Source organism: Shewanella gelidimarina, from assembly GCF_023283945.1.
GTDB classification, from domain to species: Bacteria; Pseudomonadota; Gammaproteobacteria; order Enterobacterales; family Shewanellaceae; genus Shewanella; species Shewanella gelidimarina.
In genome coordinates, this window is record NZ_JAKIKW010000011.1 from 96,305 (window position 1) to 117,778 (window position 21,474).

Consider the following 21,474-nt stretch of genomic DNA (forward strand, 5'->3'; position numbering starts at 1 on the left):
CCGCCATATAGCATTAACAACATCAAGCTAATTCAAGCCCAAAACCCCCAAGGAGCTAGACTCTGGCTCCTTGGATTACCGCCACAATGAATCTAACCAATAACGCCACACTGCTAGTCTAAAGCGGGTTCAGCCGTTAATTCGGCCACCCTTGTCTCGTTGTTGGCAGACAGAGTTTTTATCGCCCAAATACCAGCAATAATAAACAGAAAAATTCCCACTTCAACACCAACAACAGCTCTAAAGCCATCATGCCATAACAGTATAATCTGCTCACTAAACATCAACCAATCAGCCAGTAAGGTCAGTATTAATACTGCAACTGTGGCAAAAATCACCTGTGCGAGATAACGCCTTTTACTATCCACTCTATAAGCCAATAACATGGTTGCCACTAAGCTGATAACAAAGGCATAGACCATCACGTCGGAGCGCATAGATATAGACGCTGGTATTATCCGCTCACACAAAAAGGCCACAGCGGTCGCCAAGACTAAACCACCACACCCACCCACCGATAAACCTCTTACAAACCTAATGCTGCGAGCAGATATGTTCTGCTGCAAGCTGCGTTTATCAAGCCATAGCATATTACCTGCCACTATCATCACGCAAATGGCGATAGACAATATGAAGTAAAGAATGCGTACATCTACTCCGGCAAAGTCGCCAAAGTGCAGAGTGGCGATAATCTCACGCCCTTTACGAAATACGTTGTAGTTATTGATGTCTGTTTTATTCAGTAACTCGCCGGTTTTAACGCGATAGAAGAACTCATCATTTTGTGAAAAATGAGAGAGGTTTTCTCCTCGAATTTGGATGATGGCCGCCTCATCTCCGTAGTTATAAAAAATGACATTACTAATATTGAAGTCATCTCTTTGTCTCGTCTCGGCGATGATTTTGTAGGCCGGTGTCATATCCAGTGGCTGCTCTATGCGTTGTTCATCAAACAGAGTAAAACCCGCATCTTTAAATAAGCTATCTTGGTCTCCTTGATAGATAAAAATCACAAAAGCTATTTGGTAAACAATGGCTAAGTTAAATACTAAGCCACTTAAGGCATACATCAAGGTGAACGGCAGAGTCATCACTCCCACCACATTGTGTAAATCCAGCAATTTATCTCGGCGATTCTTATCTGTGCGGTACTGGAAAAAGTGACGGTACAATTTTTTCGCATGAATAAAAATGCCTGACACTAGGGCAAAAAAGAAAAACAAACTGATAATCCCTACGATATAAGTGCCCGCCGGCAAGTTCAGGTTGTAGTGCAATTGATATAAAAAATCACCTAAGAAAAAATCTTCTTTATTCGCTACCGTTTTACCAGATTGGCTATCAACAAGCAGCGAAGCCACTTCACCGTGATCATCCTCATTACCCTCTTCGCGAACAAGGTCGAGATAGACTTTATAGTAAGGATCATAGTGGGACGGCATTTGCACCATCAAGTGCTCTTGGTAATCAAAGGGGTACAGCGCTAACTTTGCTTCAACTATCTGCTGCAATGGCATTGCTGGCTGTTGCATCGATACCGGAAATTGCGGGGCCACGGCCCATTGCTTGACCTCTTCATAAAATAGCGTGACAGCGCCGGCCCAAAAAATAAGAAACAATAACGGGGAGATAATTATCCCTATCCAACTATGTGACTCGGTTAAGTTTTTAATCACTTTATTCGGTGGTGTATTTGGCATTTTGGCATTTAAAGTTCGAGTATTCATTTTGGTTACTTCGTCAGAAATAGAAAGGTGTTAACCGCCACTGAAAGTAGTAGTAACTTAATGCAAGCAATGCCACAGCCTTTGGCGCTGTTATAGCTAAAGTAGTAAACCATTGCTCCAACCCAGATAAGGAATCCAGCAATCAAGCCAAGCAACAATTTTACATCCGTTGCGAATGGGGTTAACAGATATAAACTCAACATAATACTCACTGACAGTGCGAGCCCGCCGAAGAATGCGGTTATTGATTTAGGCCACATAACTATCTAATTCCTAATAAAATAACACCTGAGAACAAACTAATTCCAAGTGTTCCAACCAGCATTAACTTGTGATTAATATGGGATGCAACAATCACCAATAGCAACCACATTGTCATAACGAGCAATACACTGTTCAGCGCCGCAACGACAAGCCCGTAGCGGTATGTAAAGCAATATGTTGCCAGTAATAGACACATAGCAAACAATGACCAAGCTGGTAATTTTTTAATGTTTTTTTTATTAAGCTTTTGTTTATTCGAAGATAAATAGCTCAGCAAGCAACCTATCCATAAAAGAGATATCCCGATAAAGATCATACAACCAACCAATAAATACAAATGATAATGATTTGTATTTATTATCGTAAATACGTTACCAAATTACAAGTAGGTTGTGATAGCATTTCGCACCAATGCAAACAATAACTATTACCATTTGAGCCGTATAATATGTTTTCATCTAAATTAAATTCAATTACCAGTGCAATGCGCTTAGCCGTACTCGTTCCCGCTACGTTTGCTTGTTTGTCAGTTTCTGCTGATGAAGCAGGTGAAATCGACACCACTAATATTGAAAGGATCATGGTCACTGGGCAAAAGATTGCCAGAACTGTCCAAGAAACAACCACCAGTGTTGCAGTGTTAACCGAGAAGCAGCTTGAGCAAGAGAATATTAATGACTTCCGTGAAGTGCTGATCAATACAGCCAATACTCATACTTCTGAAAATCGCAGTTTTAGTATCCGTGGTATTGATGGCTTTAATGTCTCTGGCGGCGGTAATAGTTTCTTAGCCAGTGTTTATGTAGATGGCGCTCCTCTGCCGGAGAGAATGATTTACGGTGGTGGATTTTCAACATGGGATGCTAAACAAATAGAAGTGCTGCGCGGGCCGCAATCTACATTGCAAGGTCGTAATGCTCTGGCTGGCGCGGTGATCATGACGACCCAAGCACCCACTCAAGAGTGGGAAGGTAAATACCAACTTACTGCGGGTCAAAATGGCCAACAAGAGATTGGAGTCGCCATTGGCGGTGGTTTAATTGAAGATGAACTCGCTTTTCGTTTTAGCGGTGAGAAAAAAGAAATTGATGGTTACAATGAAAACCTCACTCGTAATGAGACCGCTGATTTTCACGATGATGAAACCTATAGGCTCAAGTTTCTCTATCAACCTTTGGCGTTACCTGAATTTTCAGCTCAGCTAGGCTACACCTACGCTAATAGTACCTACGGTAATACCGCCATTGAAATAGCCGCAGGCGAAGATCCATTTAGCAATCGTCATAGCTTTAACAATGATGAAAGAAACGAAACCATTAACGCTAACATGCTGGTTTTGGAACTCAATTATGACTTGAGCGATATCTGGAGCTTAGGCTCATATACCTCTTGGTCAGCTGTGGATACTGATTATAAATGGGATTCTGATTTTCTTGCTATTGCAGGCAGCGTGTTCCCCGAAGATACTGGTAGTTCCACCTACTATAAAAACACCACTGATTCACTCAGCCAAGAACTTAGGCTTACTTTTGAATACGACAATTTAAGCGGTGTGATCGGCGGCTACTTCTTTAAAACAGAAATAGACGACAACACCAATGGCTTGAGTAACTTAAAGCTGAACCGCTTAGGTCTTACTAGCGATGTATTACAAGCTCGCTACGGGCTAAGTGAACCTATCGCCGATCTGGTTGTTGCCCAATATGCCGAATTTAATCCAGCCCACACTAGCCAGCTGTCATCATCGCAACAAACTATTTCAAGTTATGCATTGTTTGCCGATGGAGTTTGGAATGTCACCGATAAATGGGATATTTTTGCCGGTATTCGTTTTGACCACGAAAGCCAAGAAACTCAAAACGATGCAAAATATGTCATCTTAAATAAAGATAAAATGCCAGATCCAGCCAATTACATTGGCACTCCTTACGAGGCTATTTCGCCCCTTATCGCGGGCATCAACAAGATGTTTACCGATCTAGCAAGCAATGCCTCACAAATGACACCGCAGATAGATACCGACTTTAATACCGTGCTGCCTAAGATCGGCGTCAGTTATAACTGGTCAGAAGATTTAATCACTAGCGTGTCCTTCCAGAAAGGGTACCGCTCAGGTGGAGTCGGCATCAACGGCGCACGTGCTGAAGTATTTGAGTATGATCCCGAGTTTACCTACAACTATGAGTTTTCATTGCGTTCAACTTGGTTAAATGGCGACCTTGTGGCCAATGCCAACCTGTTCTATGTTGATTGGCGTGATCAGCAAGTCGCAGTGCAACTGTCGCCAAACCGTTACGACACCAAAACAGTCAACGCGGGCCAATCAAGTGTTAAAGGTTTTGAGCTCGAACTTAACTATCAACTGAATGACGAATTAGCTTTGTATGCCTCTTTCGGCCAAGCTAAAAGTGAATTTATTGATTTTGTCATCAGTATTCCTACTGAAACAGGTGCCATTGTTAACGATCTATCTGGTAGACAATTTACCGCGCCGGAATGGACTGGCAATGTGGGCGCGACCTACACTGCCGATAGTGGTATCTTTGCCAACTTAAATGCCAACTATGCCAGCGGTGCACCCAACCGTGTTAATCCATATCGTAATGGGCTCAAAGAGGGCGATGCGGAATTTGACCTACAAAATGACAGCCGTACCTTGGTTAATATGCAACTCGGTTATGAATGGCAAGATATCGGCCTTTACCTCCAAGGTAAGAACTTGTTTGATGAGGAATATATCACCACTAACTTTACCCGTACGCCGAGCCTAGGAGCCCCTAGACAAGTTGCGCTAACACTGCGCGGCCAGTTTAGTTTATAAGTAGCAGCTAGATGCAAAAAATAGCCAGCTAACATTACTGCAGACGCTTATTGGCAGCTGATATAGCTGCTACCATAAGTAAAAAGCGAACCTAAAAGGTTCGCTTTTTACTTATGGCTAACGTTATAGATAGAGCGAGTGCTACAGAGAAACTAGCGACAAGATTAATCAGTTAGTTACAAACACATTTTGCCGATTGCTCACAAGGCGCTGCAGCGGCAATAGTGCACATACCACTGCTGTTACCAGTGCCAACGCACCAAGCATTACAATCGAATTTATCCGGGTGACCAGTATCATTGGTGTGAGCGTGCAGCACTTCTTTACCTGGGTTCGATTCGACAAGTAAGCCATCTTCCATGCAAGCTTCGCCAAACATTCTGCCATTGGCTGTGCCTTTTTCATCGGTGCCAATATGGCAACCGGCAACGCCAGGTGCGACGCCGTCGCTATCTTTCCACCAAGTCTTTTTCCCTTCCATCCAATCACTGGGCTGAAAGGCAAATACCCCTTTAGCGCCGGGCATATCTTTAGCGCCACTCGATGGGCTCGCATCATGGTCGTCACCTGCGACTGACATTGCAGAAAAAACAACACAAAAAAGCAGTACTACCGTTTTTAAATAAGTCATATCAATTCCTTTAATCTGTTTAATATCCACTATTATCGACAAGATTAATTAGGTTTATTGACCCAAACGGCAAATCTTTATACAGCATAAAATACTGTATTAAAAACTAGCAGTGACGAGTTGTATTATCAAGTTAGATTATTTAAATCCGCTTTATAGCGTATATAACAGCCTAGATAGGTAGTACCTTAATTCACTATAGTCGCTTAGATTCGATACTCGGGCTCATGCTGTTGAACACGATTGTAGCTGTGGTATTGCATCGCGTTCCAGATGAACAATAAAGACCATCCGCTTCGCTACCACTTTAGCGCCACGGAGCAAACTCTGCTCGTTGTATTTATAAACAAAAAAGCCTGCATCAGCTGGCTTTTTTAATCGGTAACACCATTAATCAATATTGATATCCGTGTCTTTATGATCGTACATATCAGGCGTTGTATGCAGATTGCCAGCAAAGCCCGCTTTTTCTAGCTTTTGCCGCACAGCTTTAACTTGCGCTGCGGTAACCGGTTCTTCTCGGCCCCCCAGATAGAGACGAACAAAGCTAATGAGTCCCGCTAACTCGCTATCCGTTAGCACGTTTTGAAAGCTGGTCATTGGCATGAAGTTACGTTCTTCATCCAAATACGTCGGTGCTAAACCACGTATAGTTACCGCAATCGTATTGAACGGATCACTATGCATAATAATGCCGTTATTCAACAGTGTTGGCGCTATTGGATCGCGCCCTTTACCATCTTCACCATGGCAAGCACCACAAGTATCCGCATACAAGGCATAAGCACTAAATTGCTCTTCAGCGTAGGACTCCGCCACAAATCCTGTGGGTGACAACTGCTTTTGCCCATCAGGAATAGTGTTATGCAAATCCCCCACCAACAGATAACGTGAAATGGTTTCAATGTCATCACGAGTCATTAAGCTAGTACTGTTTTTCACCACATCTGCCATGCCAGCAAAAGCCGACCCTTTTGATGAATGTCCCGTGTGCAGAAAGTCTGTCAGCGATTCTAAATCCCACCTATCTTCATACAGCTCTTGAGCAGTGATGTTGGGCGCATTCCAGCCATCAATTAAGTTACCTTGGAAGATCTTTTCAGGGATCAAGGCTTGCGCCAAATTCCTCGGAGTATGGCACTCAGAGCAATGACCTAGCCCCATCACCCAGTACTTACCTTGCTGCCACTGCTCAAGTTCATGATCATTAAGCTGAACATGTTCGGGCGCTGAGTACGACAAGGGATCAGTGTCCATAAAGGCAATATTCCAGCCCAACAAACCCATACGGATATTAGAGGGAAAGATCATTGCATTTTTATCATTTTGCCTTGGAACGGCAGTAATCGATTGTAAATAGCTCCACAGATCTTGGGTATCTTGCTCGGTTAGATACTGATAAGAGGTGTAGGGCATAGCCGGGTACAAATAACCATGTTTGCCTTTGCCATCAAATAACGCTGCTTTGAAGTTTGCATAATCATTGTCACCAATACCTTCGCTAAGGTGGGGCGTAATATTGGTTGAGTAAACCGTGCCAAAGGGCGTTTTAAAAGGCAGGCCACCCGCAAAACGTTCACCACTTTCTGAACTATGACACGCCACACAATCCCCTGCATTGGCGAGATACTCCCCTCTCGAAACTGATTCAGGGTCAAGTGCCGCAAGTTTTACATCATACTGGTCTTTTTGCTCAGTGATGTAAGCTCCTATGGCTAATATTTCATTACGGCTTAGCTGCTCAGAAAAAGCGGGCATCAGATTATTCAATCCAAATTCGATGGTGTGCTTTATCTCCTCAATGCTACCACCATGCAACCAAATATCATCGGACAATATTGGCGCACCGATGTCAGTATTTGCTACCGTACCATCACTATGACAACTCGAGCAGTACTGCATAAAGATCTCTTTACCCAAATCAACTTTCACTTGGGGAGCGTTGAGATTTCGGCGCTGCAGCGATGCAATATAATAAGATGTTTTTAGAATTTGATCTTCCGACAGTATGTCTTTCCACCCAGGCATAGCACCATGACGGCCATGTTCGATTGAGTGTAAAATGTCGACTTCCGTTCCACCATATAACCAATCATGGTCAATCAAATTAGGAAAGTGCTTTTGTCCCTGCCCATTCCTGCGATGACAGGCACCACAGTGATTTTGAAACAGTAATTCTCCGCTATTCGTGACGTCAGAATTCCTCGCTAATGCAGTGAGACTGAGATCGGTTAACGGCGTCATTTGAATATCTAAATCAGTGATAGGCGAGCTAAGTGCATCATCACTTTGCTCCCATCCCATTAAGCCAGCCCAATTTCCAAGGCCCGGATACAGGACTAGAAAACCTGCGGAAATAATAAATGCGATGAGGTACGACAAATAAAATACCCGCGGTGGGGGGGCATCGTTTTCATCAATACCATCAAAGGTCTCAATGGTTTTATCTTTATCTGCAGTATGGTCAATTCGCCAATATTTAACGACTACCAACGCCATGAATGCGAGAAAAATCAAGATGAATACAATCACCCAGGTGTTCCAGAAAACAGTCATATCAACGCTCCTGATCGCTGGCAGTGTCATTGCCTAAGCTTTGCAAATAGTGAATCAAAGCTTCACCTTTAGTCACTCCCTTCACTGCTAAGCGCGATCGTTCTATTTCATTCTCGGTGTAAGGCACTCCCAATCCTTGTAAGACGCGCATCTTGGCTTCAATATCGTCCCCAGAAAGTGCTTGCCTGAATAACCATGGGTAAGCAGGCATCAATGAGGTAGGCACCACTTGCCTTGGGTCAATAAGGTGTAAACGCTGCCACTGAGCTGAGTATTTCCGCCCTAAGTTGGTCAAATCCGGACCCGTTCTTTTCGAACCCCAAAGGTTGGGGAATTCATAGATATCATCACCCTCTTTGTTGGGGCGACCATCGCGTTTTACTTCAGGCTCTATGTTGCGCACCATTTGCGTATGGCAAACATGGCAGCCTTCACTGATGTAAATGTCCCTGCCCGAAACCTCTAAAGCCGTTAAAGGTTTAGCCAACGAGGTAGCCCTTATTTCATCGGTGCGAACCAGACTAGGAACAATAAGCACCAATATAGAAAAACTGGCAACCACGGTGGTGGAAACGATGAGGATTAAGAGCGATTGCGTAAAGTCTTTACTTAGCATCGGCTGATCCCTCCTGCGCTAGCGAAACGGTTTTATAGAGATTAAATACCATTAGCAGCAGACCTAATACGAAACATGCGCCGCCAAAGAATCGAACAAATAACCAAGGCGCTTTAAAGTCCATCGCTTCAACAAAGCTATAAGCAAGCGAACCATTCTCTTGCTGCGCCATCCACATGTAACCTTCCCCTATGCCAGCAACCCAAAGTGCGATGGCATAAAGTGCGACCCCAAAATGGGCTATCCAGAAATGCCATTTAAGCAATCGGTTCGACCAAAGCTTAGTCTTGCCCCACAGTCGCGGAATAAAGTAATAGAACATCGCGATGCCCGACATTGCTACCCAACCCAGCGCGGCGGAATGCACATGGCCAATAATCCACTCAGTGTTGTGTGCCAGCATGTTAAACCAACGTATCGCCAGCAAAGGCCCTTCAAACGTCGCCAAGCAGTAATAGAGTATCGCCGACATAAAGAACCACATAATGTAATCAGTTTTAAGCTTCTCTTTGTTTTGCAGCAAGGTCATAGCGCTGTTAAATGCACCAGCCCAGGAGGGCAACCATAGGATAAGAGACATCACAATACCGATATTCTGTAACCATACAGGCACAGATGAATAGAGTAGATGATGCGTTCCCGCCCATGTATAAAACCCGACTAACCCCCAAAAATGGATTACAGATAAACGATAGGAATAGATCGGACGTTCAGAAATTTTGGGAATGAAATAGTAGTTCATACCGATGATGCCAGCAGTGAGCAAAAAGCCCACCGCGTTATGTCCCCACCACCATTGAACGATTGCATCCTGCGCCCCTGCAAATACCGAATATGACTTCATTGCAGACACCGGCATCGCTAAATTATTAAGAATAAAAATAAGGGCAACAACGATAATAAAGGCGCCGTAAAACCAATTGGAAACAAAGATGTGATTCACTTTACGTTTCGCTATGGTGCCAAAAAATAGCACCCCATACAGCACCCAAACAAGCACAATTAACAAATCGATTGGCCATTCAAGTTCTGCATACTCTTTACTTGAGGTATATCCCATTGGTAAGGTCACTAATGCTAGAAACAACACCAATTGCCATCCCCAAAAAACCATCCAAGACAGGCTTTGATTAAACAGTTTTGTTTGGCCGGTCCTTTGTACAATGTACAAGGACGTTCCCATCAACATATTAACTACAAAACCGTAGATAACCCCGGAGGTATGCAAGGGTCTCAGGCGGCCAAACTGGATATATTCAGAATTGAAATTCAGAACCGGCCAATAAAGCTGAGCTGCAAGCACCACGCCGATAAACATTCCCGCGATGGACCATGCCACCGCAGCCACAATAAAATACCGAACCACTTTGACATCATAAAGCTCCGTGCCTGGTGTCATATGCTATTCCCCTTCATTTTTTGTGCCCAGAACCGAGAAGTAGTAAGCAATATCCTTAATATCTTGCTCTGATAAGGCATCAGCTTGCTGCTGCATTAAAATCGCTAAGCCACTGGTACGCTGTCGAGACTGATAGTCTTTTAAGGAGGAGATCAAATACCCCATCTTCTGGCCACGTAGATTGGGATAGGGGTCGATAGTAGAAATTCCATCTTCACCATGGCATGTCATACAGACCTTGGCTTTTTGCTTACCTATTTCAAATGACGGCTCATAGTCAGCTTTGGCATCCATGGTGATGAGCGCAAGTACGACTAGCAGGATTATTCGATTCATTAGCGGTTCTCTTATGTTCTTATGCACCCTATTGAAACTAGTATGAATTGCTTGATTTGCCACAAATACCAGTAATAACATTCAAATAAGCATACGTAGCCGATAATAAATTGGTTCACTATTGTTAGCAGTACCACTACGAGACAAGCGAGTACGGGGCAATTTTTATGGCCTAATATTGGTGCGAAAATTTGCGTTAGTCACATCACGTAAATCCCATAAATAGCAGCTAAACATTTTCATTTTTATCCCAATAAAATTGCTGTGCACCATCTTCGTAGCACTATTATTTGTGACCGACATCAAGTAATTATCGCTAAGACTGTGGGATATTGAGAGCAAGCAACAGGATGTATCTAGCAATTAAAAGAGAATTGAGATGGATTTTATTAAGCATGTTCCTGCATTATTTTATGTTTTATTGGGTATCGGTGCGGTTGAAGTGTTCGTGATTGGTCTTGGAGTGAGCATTAAGAAGCTCAAAAAGCGTTTTTCGAATAGCTAACTAACTAAGCCAAACGAAAAAAGCCTACTAACGTAGGCTTTTTGTTTTGAGGTGCATTATCAAACTAATATGTTGTTAAACACCTAACTTATCGCGCATGGTGTAGTACCACGCACCAATCGCACTGAAAGGCACTTGAAGCCTGTGCCCACCAGGGAATGGGTAATGCGGTAGCCCTGCAAAGGCATCGAATCGAGTCGCCTGACCATTAATGGCTTCAGCCAAGATTTTACCCGCCAAATGAGTGTAGGTGACCCCATGCCCGCTGCAGCCTTGTGAGTAATAGATGTTGCTCCCAATGCGCCCAACCTGAGGTAAGCGTGACAGCGTCAGCAAGAAGTTACCCGTCCAGGTATAGTCGATTTTAACATCTTTAAGTTGTGGGAATATTTTCAACATTTTAGGGGTAATAATCGACTTAATGTCTGCAGGATCGCGGGCGCCATACACCACGCCACCACCATAAATAAGACGGTTGTCGCCCGATAAGCGGAAGTAATCGAGTAGATAATTACAATCTTCAACACAGTAATTTTGCGGCAGTAAGCTCTTTGCAAGTTCATCGCTAAGAGGTGCTGTGGTTATCACCTGCGTGCCACACGGCATCGCCTTGGCTTGCAGCTTGGGGATTAGACCGCCCAGATAGGCATTACCCGCTACCACCACAAATTTGGACTTCACACTGCCATGAGCCGTATGCACCACGGGATTATCGCCCTCTTCAACCTTAATGACCGCTGAGTCTTCATAGATCTTACCGCCCAAAGACTCCACCGCTTGGGCTTCACCTAGCGCTAAGTTCAGTGGATGAATATGGCCACCACTCTTGTCGAGTAAACCACCAACATAAGCCTCAGTATTAACCACTTTACGGATATCATTTTTATCCAAAAGCTCAAGATGGTTCATATGGCCATGTTTTTCCCACAGCGACTTTTGCGACTGTAGATGCCCCATCTGCTTGTCGTTGAGTGCCGCAAATACGCCACCATTTTGCAGATCGCACTGAATGTTATACTTGCTAATGCGCTCTTTAATAATACGCGCGCCTTCAAATGCCATCTCACCAAACAACTTGCCAGCATCTTTGCCGACCGTCTTCTCAATAGAGTCGATATCTCGGCTAAAGCTATTCACTATCTGGCCACCATTTCGGCCCGACGCGCCCCAACCAATCCGAGCTGCTTCCAACACTGTGACGCTGTACCCCATCTCTAATAGATGCAATGCGGTCGACAGACCAGTGTAACCGGCACCGATAATACAGATATCAGTGTCGATGTTGTCTTGTAGTTGTGCACGCTCTGTTTTGTCGTTGGCTGATGCCGCGTAATATGAATTTGCGTGTGGTGTACTGGTCATGGTTTCCGCCTGTCTTTCGTGACTAATTATTGACATAACTTCTGTCCTTTACGCTATAAAAGCGAATCTTTCGATCTCGGTAGATGTGCTGTTTAGCAACTCATCACCCTCTACATAGCTCTTCATCTTTTACCGCTGACAATGCAGATCACTGCTCTGCATTGTCATGGGTTGTTGGCTATCCAGAGCCTGCGCGTTGTTTGGCTTCGGCTCTGCGGGCAAAGTACCAAGAGACAAATGCAATTAGCGAGACAATAAGGATAATCAAGGTCGCTAATGCGTTGATCTTCGGCGACACCCCCATTCTTACAGAAGAGAACACCACCATAGGTAACGTCGTTGCACCAGGGCCAGAGGCAAAGCTGGCGATCACTAAATCATCGAGTGATAAGCTGAACGATAATAACCAGCCCGCGACTATCGCTGGCGAGATCATCGGTACCGTGATCTGGAAGAACGTCATTAACGGCGTTGCACCCAAGTCCTGCGCAGCCTCTTCGATTGAACGGTCTATCTCACGGAGCCTCGCAGATACAACGACTGCAACGTATGCCGCACAAAACGTCGAGTGAGCAATCCAGATGGTTAACATGCCACGTTCCGCTGGCCAACCTAGAAATTCAGCCATATGCACAAACAGCAACAGCAGTGACAAACCGGTGATCACTTCAGGCATCACCAATGGCGCAGTGATCATATTAGACAAGGTCAACTTGCCCCAGCCCCGCGCAAAACGCGTCATCACAAATGCCGCCATAGTGCCAAGTATTACCGCCATCGTAGAGGCATAGAATGCCACTTGTAAGCTGGTACCTACCGCATCAAGGATCTGCTGATCGCGAAACAGTTCGCCATACCATTTGACCGAAAAACCACCCCAAACCGTCACCAGTTTAGATTCGTTAAACGAGTAAAACACCAGAACAAACATAGGGGCATAGAGAAAGAACATTCCAGCCCATAGCATTACGGTAGAGAAACTTAACTTCTTCATGACCCTTTCTCCATTTCACGTGCCTGATAATGATGAAACAGCGTGATAGGGATAATCAATAATCCTAACATTACCATCGCTAGCGCAGAGGCAACGGGCCAATCTCGGTTATTAAAGAACTCTTGCCATAGCACTTTACCTATCATCAAGGTATCTGGTCCCCCTAACAGTTCAGGGATAACAAACTCACCCACCACAGGAATAAACACCAACATAGAACCTGCAATGACGCCGCCCTTAGATAAAGGCAGTGTGATTTTCCAGAAGGTATTGAGGCTACGCGATCCGAGATCTGATGCGGCTTCCAATAAGCTCATATCAAGCTGCGATAAGGTCGCATACAGAGGTAAAATCATAAACGGTAAGTAGGTATAGATAATGCCGATATACACCGCAATATTGGTGTTTAATATCTGCAGCGGCTCAGAGATAAGCCCCGTCCACATCAATATGTTATTGATAACGCCATTGTTGCTCAAGATCCCCATCCACGCATAAACCCGGATAAGAAACGAGGTCCATGACGGCAGCATAACCAATAAAATCAGCAAGGTTTGGCTACTCTTTGGCGCTCTAGCAATGGCATAAGCCATCGGATAACCAATCAGCAAGCAACCAATGGTGGAAATGGCTGCCATCTTCAAGGAACTCAAATAAGCGTTGTAATACAGTGAGTCATCTAGAATTAGCAAATAATTGCCAAAATTGAGCATGATATTAAGCGATTCTTCAGCGTACTCTAATAGCGGTTCGTAGGGCGGTATCGCCATCAGTGGCGTAGAAAAACTTATCTTAAGTACAATCGCGAAGGGCAGTGCGAAAAACATTAGTAGCCAAAAATACGGGACACCGATGGTCCAGCATTGGCCTTTGGGTAATCGAAATTTTAACGGCTTTTTCATGATCGATTCCTTATGATCTAAGGACCACTCCGCTGGTGGCCTCCCAGCTAATGAAAACCGCTTCTTCCCACGTTGGAGGGTCTGAACGACGTTCACGGTTAGTCATGATGGTTTGGATTAACTGCTTATTGGGTAGGCGGATGTAATACACCGAAATCCCTCCTAAATAGGCAATATCTTCAACCACACCGCTCGACCAGTTATACTCGCCTTCAGGTTGCTCGCGAGTAATACGGGTCTTTTCTGGACGCACAGCAACCCAAACCTTTTTATCTTCTACGCTGGTTGATACCCCATGCTCAATAAATATTTTTTGCGCCATGCCTTGGCTTTCAATAATAATATGGTCAAATTTATCGACTGCAATCTCGCCTTCAAACAGATTTACGCTACCAATAAATTCAGCCACCATACGACTATTAGGGCTTTCATAAATATCGGTTGGTGATCCCGTCTGTGCGATCCAACCATCATTCATAATCGAAATTCGGGCCGCCATCGTCATCGCTTCTTCTTGGTCGTGGGTCACCATCACACACGTCACCCCTACAGCTTCAAGAATATCGACCACTTCGAGTTGCATCTGCGTACGCAACTTTTTATCGAGTGCGCCCATTGGCTCATCGAGTAGTAATAATTTAGGACGCTTAGCTAACGAGCGTGCTAACGCCACACGCTGACGCTGTCCACCCGATAATTGATTAGGTCTGCGTTTGGCATAAGCTTCCATATGGACTAGCTTTAGCATCTCTTGCACGCGCGCTTCAATGTCTGCTTTTGATAACTTGTCTTGCTTCAGTCCAAACGCAATATTCTGCGCCACGGACATATGTGGAAATAATGCATAAGACTGGAACATCATGTTGATAGGTCGTTCATGTGGCGGCATATCAGTAATGTCTTCGCCATCAAGAAAAATACGCCCTTCAGACGGTTTTTCAAAGCCAGCAAGGATGCGAAGTAACGTTGATTTACCCGAGCCTGAACCACCTAATAGTGCAAAAATCTCGCCTTTTCTAATACTCAGTGACACATCATCTACTGCGCGCACTTCGTCAAATAATTTACTGACTCGGTCGATCTGAAGTAGCACTTCTCCCTGCGTCTTTATAATCGGTTTATTGGTGACGCCCAAGGTACTAGCCATATTACTTCTCCAACAGATACGCCTTAAGGTCAAAGGCTCATCTTTTAATATTGTGTCTATTTTTGCTGTTGATCAAAAAGGGCAAGGTAAACACCTTGCCCAAATTCTGATTAATAACCCGATTTCACTTTGGTCCATACACGTGTCAGTGCACGTTGTGATTTCATTGGACGTACATCACCGACATAAAGGCGATCTAGCACCTCTTTCGTGGGGTAGATTGAAGTGTTGGTACGCACCTCTTCATCAACCAACGGCAATGCCGGTACGTTCGCGTTAGCGTAAGCAACATAGTTACTAATAGGCGCTATCACTTCTGGACGAAGGAGATAATTAATAAAGGTGTGAGCATTTTTCACGTTAGCGGCATCAGCTGGGATCGCTAACATATCAAACCATAGGTTTGAACCCTCTTTCGGAATTGAGTACTCAATAACATTGCCATTTCCCGCTTCTTCAGCACGCGCTGCCGCTTGGAAAATATCACCTGAATAACCGAAGGCAACACAGACGTCACCATTGGCTAAATCGGTAATGTAACGCGAAGAGTGAAAATAGGTAATATATGGACGCACTTTAGCTAAGACCTCACCGGCCTTCTTAAAGTCATCAGATTTAATGCTGTTAGGGTCAAGTCCTAAATAGATGAGTGCCATAGGGATCATCTCATCGGCGCTATCCAGTACCGATAGACCACACTTAGACAACTTCTCAGCGTACTTAGGGTTAAAGATCAGCTCTAACGAATCAACGGGGGCATCGTCGCCTAATGCGGCTTTCACTTTATCGACGTTATAACCAATACCATTAGTGCCCCAAAGATAGGGTACAGAATACTGATTACCGGGATCGGCAGTCTCAAGCTGTGTCATTAACTCTGGGCTCAAGTTTTTATGATTTGATAGCTGGTTTGAATCAAGCTTTTGGAAGGCGCCGGCTTTAATTTGCTTTGCTAAAAAACTATTTGATGGCACAACGATGTCGTAACCTGAACGGCCTGAAAGCAATTTTGCTTCAACCACTTCATTACTGTCAAACACATCGTAAATGACACGGATCCCTGTTTCTTTATAGAAATTATCTAGCGTGTCTTCGGCAATATAGTCAGACCAATTATAAACTCGAACGACTTCCTCAGCGTAAGTGACGCTACTGGCCAAGACACTTACTGTGACGAGGGCTAGAGTGGTCACTTTTTTAAAAAGTTTCATGCTATCTCCTGTTTAGCGTAGCAGCAGATAAACCGCTTCTGCTGTTGCTGCATTGTGTTGCCGATTTATCGGCTTTAGTTCTTATTGTTGACCAATGCTACACCTGAAAAACGGCATCGGCAGTGCGTACTGCTTTAGCTTTCATATAGATATCGCCCTTATTAAGCACTATCTATATGAATGACTCCTTTGTATCTGTTGATATGTTTTTACTCAGAAACGCCGCTGGTATCAATCCCCAAAATCAACACCAGCAACCACTGTGTCTAAACGGTTAGCAGTAGGAATTTACGTTCCCAAGAGCTAATCACTTGGCGATAATTTTCTAAATCTGCTTGCTTCACCGCAACATAACCATTGGTGAAAGTCTCACCTAAGTACTCACGACAAGCGGAGCTTTCAGCCATCACAGCCAGTGCTTCTTCAAGCGTTAACGGCAGTGTAATTCCGCTGCGCGTTTCATTGGCTCGACCTTGTACTGGAGTCGAAGGCTTAACGTTTTCAACCATGCCCATATAACCACACAGTAAGCTCGCCGCTATTGACAGGTAGCTGTTGGTATCGGCGCCTGCTATACGGTTTTCAACACGCAGGTTTTGCGGAGAAGATTCTGGAATGCGTAGACCACAAGTGCGGTTTTCTTCGCCCCATTCCAAGTTAACCGGTGCTGAAGTCCCCGGTAGAAAACGACGGAATGAGTTAACATTGGGTGCAAATAAGGGCAGTAACTCAGGAATGAATTTCTGTAGGCCACCAATGTAGCTGTAAAACAGTGGGCCTTTAGTGCCATCTTCATTACTGAAGATATTTTTACCCGACTTAATATCAATGATGCTTTGATGCAAATGCATCGCACTGCCAGGCTCATTAGTGATAGGTTTTGCCATAAATGTAGCGCAAACTTTGTGCTTAAGTGCCGCTTCACGCAATGTACGTTTAAATACAAACACCTGATCGGCAAGCGACAGAGCATCACCATGAGAGAAGTTAATCTCCATTTGAGCGGTACCCTCTTCATGGATCAAGGTATCAATATCTAACCCTTGGATCTCACACCAATCATACATATCTTCAAATAACGGATCGTATTCATTCGCAGCATCAATTGAAAAAGACTGACGTCCTGATTCTTGACGACCTGAGCGGCCAATAGGCGGAATAAGCGCTTGATCTGGATCTTCATTAATACGAGTAAGATAGAATTCCATCTCTGGAGCAACAACAGGCTTCCAGCCTTTCTCTTCGTATAACTTGAGTACTTTTTTAAGTAGGTTACGCGGCGATAACTCAATAGGGTTGCCCATTTTGTCGTACGTATCATGGATAACCTGCGCGGTAGCTTCGATAGTCCAAGGCAGTTTAAAAACCGCATTTTCATCAGGAACACAAACGAAGTCGATATCGGCTGCATCTAATAAAGCGTCATAGGAGGCATCATCAACATAGTCACCCGTCACCGTCTGTAGCAACACGCTTTCTGGTAATCGCATGCCTTTTTCATCAATAAACTTAGCAACCGGAGCAATCTTGCCTCTGGCAATACCGGTCATATCACAGACAACACATTCTACTTCAGTGATCTTTTCGTCTTTTAAATAGCTAATTAACTTTTTCATTATTATTTTACTCTACTGGCTGCACGGCGCTGGCAAGCCTGACTAAAGGCCTTAAACATTGCGGTATAAAATGTGTTATCTAACACTTTCCACTCTGGATGCCACTGAACGCCTAATGCGAAATTTTTCGCGTCTTTAACAGAAAATGCTTCTATTAAACCATCATTTGAATACGCTTCTGGCCGCAACCCAACACCCAAGCGATCAACGCCTTGTGTGTGCACAGAGTTCACCTCTGCGGAGCTGCGGCCCCATGCATCGTGAAGCAACCCCCCAGGTTCTATTTGAACCTCATGCGAAATACCGTATTGCTCTTCAACAGGCGCAGTTTTATCTTCGCGATGTTCAATAAAGCCGCCGACTTCGTGCAGTTTTTGATGCAAGCTGCCACCAAATGCCACATTCATCTCTTGAAAACCACGGCAAATACCCAGTACTGGAACTCCAGCTTTAATTGCCGCATGAATTAACGGTAAGGTGGTAGCGTCTCGTTTTGGATCATGATGGCTTCCCGCTTCACTTGCAGGGCCATCAAAATGATGGGGTTCAATATTAGAGGGGGAACCTGTAAATAAAATGCCGTCTAACCGTGATAACACGGTTTCTGCAGGGCAATGGCCCAGTGCAGGAATAATTAATGGCCATGATTGCGTTGCATCAGCAATCGCTAATAAGTATTTTTCGCCAACAATGTTAAATGGATGCAATCCCAATTGCTGATTGCATGCCGTCACACCGACTACCGCGAGCCCTTCTTCCAACATATAACACCTTCAATCCTTCGTATTCAGAGTTTTTTCAATGGTTTTTATAATAGTTTTCATCTTGATTTACGAAATCATTTAATAATGAACAGTCACAACCCAAACGTTCATTTTTTCACACACTACACTTAATTTACAAACTAGGCAAGATCTTAACAGGAAGGAATGAAAATAATCATTAAGTAAAAATAGCGATCCATTTAAAACAATAACTTAGACTAACTTATGGTTATTTAGCGGACATATTCACAAGTTGTATCAGCAATACTTGAGCACTTTAGTCGTGTTTAATGTTATTGACACAGCTCACACTAAAATTAAAGCTTTGCTTTATATTATTTACACGAATGACAGCCATTATCATCAAAATAGAGCCGCGTTAGCACGAAGAACAGAAATTTAGGCATAAAAAAGCCCTAGCAACCAGATTATGAATCTAGCGACTAAGGCGGGTATTACATAGGTAGCAGTCTAGAAATTTGCGGGGGTGGTGGCACTCACAATGCGACACGGTGCATCAAAAGGATTACGAAAACGATGGGGTAACTCACTATTGAAATAGTAACTGTCGCCTTCGCAAAGCTCAAATACCTCTTCGCCCACAGTCAATTCGAGTTTACCTTCAATCACCATTGCCGCTTCTTGACCTTCGTGCTTAAGCATCTCTATCCCGGTGTCTGCACCTGGTGGATAGGTCTCGCTCATGACAGACATTGCGCGGTTAGGAAAGTCTCGACCAATCAATTTAAAGTCTAAAACGCCATCACCAATATCCAGCAATTCATCGCTACGATAAACCACCTTTTGCTCGCTTGCAGTCTCATCTTCTATTGAAAAAAATTCCACCAATGACAATGGCAATCCTGATAGGACCTTTTTCAATGAGCTGACTGACGGGCTGACACTATTCTTCTCAATCATAGAGATGGTGCTGTTAGTCACGCCAGCACGCTTGGCAAGTTCACGCTGTGATAAGCCTTTTGATTTTCTGACCGTTTTAAGGTTTGCTCCAATATCCAAATTCTTTCCCCTAATTGAAGTTGTCGTTCTATGCCTCCAACAACATGCAGAACAATAAAACGCACCGATTCGCTCCATAACAATATTGGCTAATTCAAGTAAACATTGCCTATTCTGTCGCGCTAGGTTTGTATTCTACAGGAAAGCGTGTTAAAAATAATGAACATCTGTAAATAATTTATTCATATTCTCTTGAGTATACTGTCACAAGTCCAATTTACAATAAAAACAAATATTTGGAGTAACGATGTCAACTAAAAGCCCGGTGCATAGCGAGCAATATCCCGCCTCATACTACTTTTCAACAGCAAATGAGTTACACCAATCGCCTCGATTAGAGGAGGTGTTAGATGTTGACGTATGTGTTGTGGGTGGCGGCTTTAGTGGCTTAAATACCGCAATTGAATTGGCTCAAAAAGGCTTTTCGGTGGCGCTGTTAGAAGCCAAAAGGATTGGCTGGGGCGCATCGGGACGTAACGGCGGCGAGCTCATTAGAGGCATTGGTCATAATATTGAACAGTTTGAAAACATTATTGGCCGCGAAGGCGTTAATGCCATTGAGCAGATGGGCTTTGAAGCAGTCGATATCGTTAGGCAACGGGTAAAAGAGCACAATATCGACTGTAACTTACAGATGGGTTATTGCGACTTGGCGATCAAGCCAAAACATATGCGAGAGCTTGAAGAGGACTTAGAGCATCTCAATAAGATTGGCTACGGCCACAACATGACTCTGCTCGACAAGTCTCGGGTTGGCGAAGTGGTCGGCTCTGACTTTTATCATGGTGCATTGGTCGACATGGCAAGTGGGCACTTACACCCGCTTAACTTAGCGTTGGGCGAAGCCAAAGTAGCTCGTAGCTTAGGCGTGAAAATGTATGAATATAGCGCCGCTGAGAAAATTATCAAGGGTGATAAGCCTAAGGTGATCACCGCACATGGTGAAGTAAACTGTCAATACTTAGTACTGGCTGGCAACGCCTATCTTGGTCATAAGCTTGAAAGTGATATTGGTGGAAAAGTACTGCCTGCAGGCACCTATATTCTTGCTACTGAGCCACTAACCCAAGAGCAGTGCGATAGCATCATTCCAAAGAATATGGCGTTTGCCGATCTCAGAGTCGACCTCGACTACTACCACCTATCGGAAGATAACCGCTTACTCTTTGGTGGCTTATGTACCTACTCAGGTAAAGATCCTAAAGATATTGAAGCCGCGTTGCGTCCTAACCTTGAAAAGGTATTCCCGCAATTAAAAGGCATTCGTATCGATTATGAATGGGGCGGCATGATAGGCATTGGTGCCAACCGCTTGCCTCAGATTGGCCGATTACCCGATGCGAAAAATGTGTTTTATGCGCAGGCTTATGCTGGACATGGCGTGAATGCCACTCATATGGCAGCCAAACTGATTGCCGAAGCGATCAGTACCCAAGCAGAACGCTTCGATATCTTCGCCCAAATCCCTCACATGACTTTTCCAGGCGGGCCACACTTACGCTCACCTCTGCTTGCCATGGGCATGCTTTACCACCGATTTAAAGACATTTTTTAAGCAGTATTGCCTATTGATATAAAAAGCGGACTGAGTCCGCTTTTACTT

General features: G+C 44.1%; 19 protein-coding genes. 3 read left to right on the top strand and 16 right to left on the bottom strand.

All coding sequences use genetic code 11. From position 1 onward, the window contains the following. Nucleotides 1-113: 113 nt before the first annotated feature. From L2729_RS11335 to L2729_RS11345, 3 genes are read right to left on the bottom strand one after another with little or no spacing between them, the layout of a single operon-like run. Nucleotides 114-1,727, bottom strand: coding sequence for a PepSY-associated TM helix domain-containing protein (locus L2729_RS11335; protein ID WP_248988369.1), 1,614 nt, complete (start codon nucleotides 1,725-1,727; stop codon nucleotides 114-116). Between the two features lie 5 nt (nucleotides 1,728-1,732). Further along, nucleotides 1,733-1,987, bottom strand: a complete 255-nt coding sequence (locus L2729_RS11340; protein WP_248988370.1) for a hypothetical protein — start codon at nucleotides 1,985-1,987, stop codon at nucleotides 1,733-1,735. Nucleotides 1,988-1,989: 2 nt separating this feature from the next. Beyond that, nucleotides 1,990-2,307: a hypothetical protein gene (locus L2729_RS11345; RefSeq protein ID WP_248988371.1), complete on the bottom strand. Its 318-nt coding sequence runs from the start codon at nucleotides 2,305-2,307 to the stop codon at nucleotides 1,990-1,992. 132 nt (nucleotides 2,308-2,439) lie between these two features. On the opposite strand from L2729_RS11345, the gene L2729_RS11350 reads away from it, so the two are divergent. Next, on the top strand, nucleotides 2,440-4,812 hold the full coding sequence (locus tag L2729_RS11350; protein WP_248988372.1) for a TonB-dependent receptor: 2,373 nt from the start codon (nucleotides 2,440-2,442) through the stop codon (nucleotides 4,810-4,812). 172 nt (nucleotides 4,813-4,984) lie between these two features. Here L2729_RS11350 and L2729_RS11355 read toward each other — a convergent pair whose 3' ends face one another. The 5 genes from L2729_RS11355 to L2729_RS11375 all read right to left on the bottom strand — a co-directional run bounded on the left by L2729_RS11355 (nucleotide 4,985) and on the right by L2729_RS11375 (nucleotide 10,350). Continuing rightward, on the bottom strand, nucleotides 4,985-5,443 hold the full coding sequence (locus L2729_RS11355; protein ID WP_248988373.1) for a hypothetical protein: 459 nt from the start codon (nucleotides 5,441-5,443) through the stop codon (nucleotides 4,985-4,987). A 390-nt stretch (nucleotides 5,444-5,833) separates the two neighbouring features. After that, nucleotides 5,834-7,999: a c-type cytochrome gene (locus tag L2729_RS11360; protein WP_248988374.1), complete on the bottom strand. Its 2,166-nt coding sequence runs from the start codon at nucleotides 7,997-7,999 to the stop codon at nucleotides 5,834-5,836. Between the two features lies 1 nt (nucleotide 8,000). After that, nucleotides 8,001-8,615, bottom strand: coding sequence for a cbb3-type cytochrome c oxidase subunit II (locus L2729_RS11365; RefSeq protein ID WP_248988375.1), 615 nt, complete (start codon nucleotides 8,613-8,615; stop codon nucleotides 8,001-8,003). After that, nucleotides 8,605-10,014, bottom strand: a complete 1,410-nt coding sequence (gene ccoN, locus L2729_RS11370; protein WP_248988376.1) for a cytochrome-c oxidase, cbb3-type subunit I — start codon at nucleotides 10,012-10,014, stop codon at nucleotides 8,605-8,607. Before ccoN ends, L2729_RS11365 begins: the two co-directional genes overlap by 11 nt. A gap of 3 nt (nucleotides 10,015-10,017) precedes the next feature. After that, a complete protein-coding gene (locus L2729_RS11375) occupies nucleotides 10,018-10,350 on the bottom strand; it encodes a c-type cytochrome (RefSeq protein ID WP_248988377.1) in 333 nt (110 codons plus the stop codon). 379 nt (nucleotides 10,351-10,729) lie between these two features. Here L2729_RS11375 and L2729_RS21685 point away from each other — a divergent pair, with 379 nt between their 5' ends. Further along, on the top strand, nucleotides 10,730-10,855 hold the full coding sequence (locus L2729_RS21685) for a hypothetical protein (protein ID WP_283104211.1): 126 nt from the start codon (nucleotides 10,730-10,732) through the stop codon (nucleotides 10,853-10,855). Nucleotides 10,856-10,930: 75 nt separating this feature from the next. On the opposite strand, the gene L2729_RS11380 is transcribed toward L2729_RS21685, so the two are convergent. The 8 genes from L2729_RS11380 to L2729_RS11415 all read right to left on the bottom strand — a co-directional run bounded on the left by L2729_RS11380 (nucleotide 10,931) and on the right by L2729_RS11415 (nucleotide 19,871). Then, nucleotides 10,931-12,217: an NAD(P)/FAD-dependent oxidoreductase gene (locus L2729_RS11380; protein WP_248988411.1), complete on the bottom strand. Its 1,287-nt coding sequence runs from the start codon at nucleotides 12,215-12,217 to the stop codon at nucleotides 10,931-10,933. A 178-nt stretch (nucleotides 12,218-12,395) separates the two neighbouring features. Further along, complete coding sequence (locus L2729_RS11385; protein ID WP_101091286.1) at nucleotides 12,396-13,211, bottom strand: ABC transporter permease subunit; 816 nt, start codon at nucleotides 13,209-13,211, stop codon at nucleotides 12,396-12,398. Next, nucleotides 13,208-14,113, bottom strand: a complete 906-nt coding sequence (locus tag L2729_RS11390; protein WP_101091285.1) for an ABC transporter permease subunit — start codon at nucleotides 14,111-14,113, stop codon at nucleotides 13,208-13,210. The genes L2729_RS11385 and L2729_RS11390 overlap by 4 nt, the downstream gene beginning before the upstream one ends. Before the next feature lie 10 nt (nucleotides 14,114-14,123). Beyond that, a complete protein-coding gene (locus tag L2729_RS11395) occupies nucleotides 14,124-15,260 on the bottom strand; it encodes an ABC transporter ATP-binding protein (protein WP_248988378.1) in 1,137 nt (378 codons plus the stop codon). A gap of 110 nt (nucleotides 15,261-15,370) precedes the next feature. Next, nucleotides 15,371-16,471, bottom strand: coding sequence for a polyamine ABC transporter substrate-binding protein (locus L2729_RS11400; protein WP_248988379.1), 1,101 nt, complete (start codon nucleotides 16,469-16,471; stop codon nucleotides 15,371-15,373). Nucleotides 16,472-16,737: 266 nt separating this feature from the next. Then, the gene (locus L2729_RS11405) at nucleotides 16,738-18,087 is read right to left on the bottom strand and encodes a glutamine synthetase family protein (protein ID WP_248988380.1); all 1,350 of its coding nucleotides are present in this window, start codon (nucleotides 18,085-18,087) and stop codon (nucleotides 16,738-16,740) included. A gap of 2 nt (nucleotides 18,088-18,089) precedes the next feature. Then, on the bottom strand, nucleotides 18,090-18,851 hold the full coding sequence (locus L2729_RS11410) for a gamma-glutamyl-gamma-aminobutyrate hydrolase family protein (RefSeq protein WP_248988381.1): 762 nt from the start codon (nucleotides 18,849-18,851) through the stop codon (nucleotides 18,090-18,092). 471 nt (nucleotides 18,852-19,322) lie between these two features. Next, entirely contained in the window at nucleotides 19,323-19,871 is a 549-nt protein-coding gene (locus tag L2729_RS11415; RefSeq protein ID WP_101091280.1) for a cupin domain-containing protein, read from the bottom strand. A 247-nt stretch (nucleotides 19,872-20,118) separates the two neighbouring features. Here L2729_RS11415 and L2729_RS11420 point away from each other — a divergent pair, with 247 nt between their 5' ends. Beyond that, nucleotides 20,119-21,426 carry an NAD(P)/FAD-dependent oxidoreductase gene (locus tag L2729_RS11420; RefSeq protein ID WP_248988382.1) on the top strand — a complete coding sequence of 436 codons (1,308 nt, stop codon included), beginning with the start codon at nucleotides 20,119-20,121 and terminating at the stop codon, nucleotides 21,424-21,426. Nucleotides 21,427-21,474: the final 48 nt, after the last annotated feature.

What these genes read in the sequence shown, in the direction of transcription:
- L2729_RS11335 (WP_248988369.1), bottom strand. Translation starts at nt 1,727, where the DNA reads ATGAATACTCGAACTTTAAATGCCAAAATGCCAAATACACCACCGAAT.
- L2729_RS11340 (WP_248988370.1), bottom strand. Translation starts at nt 1,987, where the DNA reads ATGTGGCCTAAATCAATAACCGCATTCTTCGGCGGGCTCGCACTGTCA.
- L2729_RS11345 (WP_248988371.1), bottom strand. Translation starts at nt 2,307, where the DNA reads ATGATCTTTATCGGGATATCTCTTTTATGGATAGGTTGCTTGCTGAGC.
- L2729_RS11350 (WP_248988372.1), top strand. Translation starts at nt 2,440, where the DNA reads ATGTTTTCATCTAAATTAAATTCAATTACCAGTGCAATGCGCTTAGCC.
- L2729_RS11355 (WP_248988373.1), bottom strand. Translation starts at nt 5,443, where the DNA reads ATGACTTATTTAAAAACGGTAGTACTGCTTTTTTGTGTTGTTTTTTCT.
- L2729_RS11360 (WP_248988374.1), bottom strand. Translation starts at nt 7,999, where the DNA reads ATGACTGTTTTCTGGAACACCTGGGTGATTGTATTCATCTTGATTTTT.
- L2729_RS11365 (WP_248988375.1), bottom strand. Translation starts at nt 8,615, where the DNA reads ATGCTAAGTAAAGACTTTACGCAATCGCTCTTAATCCTCATCGTTTCC.
- ccoN (WP_248988376.1), bottom strand. Translation starts at nt 10,014, where the DNA reads ATGACACCAGGCACGGAGCTTTATGATGTCAAAGTGGTTCGGTATTTT.
- L2729_RS11375 (WP_248988377.1), bottom strand. Translation starts at nt 10,350, where the DNA reads ATGAATCGAATAATCCTGCTAGTCGTACTTGCGCTCATCACCATGGAT.
- L2729_RS21685 (WP_283104211.1), top strand. Translation starts at nt 10,730, where the DNA reads ATGGATTTTATTAAGCATGTTCCTGCATTATTTTATGTTTTATTGGGT.
- L2729_RS11380 (WP_248988411.1), bottom strand. Translation starts at nt 12,217, where the DNA reads ATGACCAGTACACCACACGCAAATTCATATTACGCGGCATCAGCCAAC.
- L2729_RS11385 (WP_101091286.1), bottom strand. Translation starts at nt 13,211, where the DNA reads ATGAAGAAGTTAAGTTTCTCTACCGTAATGCTATGGGCTGGAATGTTC.
- L2729_RS11390 (WP_101091285.1), bottom strand. Translation starts at nt 14,113, where the DNA reads ATGAAAAAGCCGTTAAAATTTCGATTACCCAAAGGCCAATGCTGGACC.
- L2729_RS11395 (WP_248988378.1), bottom strand. Translation starts at nt 15,260, where the DNA reads ATGGCTAGTACCTTGGGCGTCACCAATAAACCGATTATAAAGACGCAG.
- L2729_RS11400 (WP_248988379.1), bottom strand. Translation starts at nt 16,471, where the DNA reads ATGAAACTTTTTAAAAAAGTGACCACTCTAGCCCTCGTCACAGTAAGT.
- L2729_RS11405 (WP_248988380.1), bottom strand. Translation starts at nt 18,087, where the DNA reads ATGAAAAAGTTAATTAGCTATTTAAAAGACGAAAAGATCACTGAAGTA.
- L2729_RS11410 (WP_248988381.1), bottom strand. Translation starts at nt 18,851, where the DNA reads ATGTTGGAAGAAGGGCTCGCGGTAGTCGGTGTGACGGCATGCAATCAG.
- L2729_RS11420 (WP_248988382.1), top strand. Translation starts at nt 20,119, where the DNA reads ATGTCAACTAAAAGCCCGGTGCATAGCGAGCAATATCCCGCCTCATAC.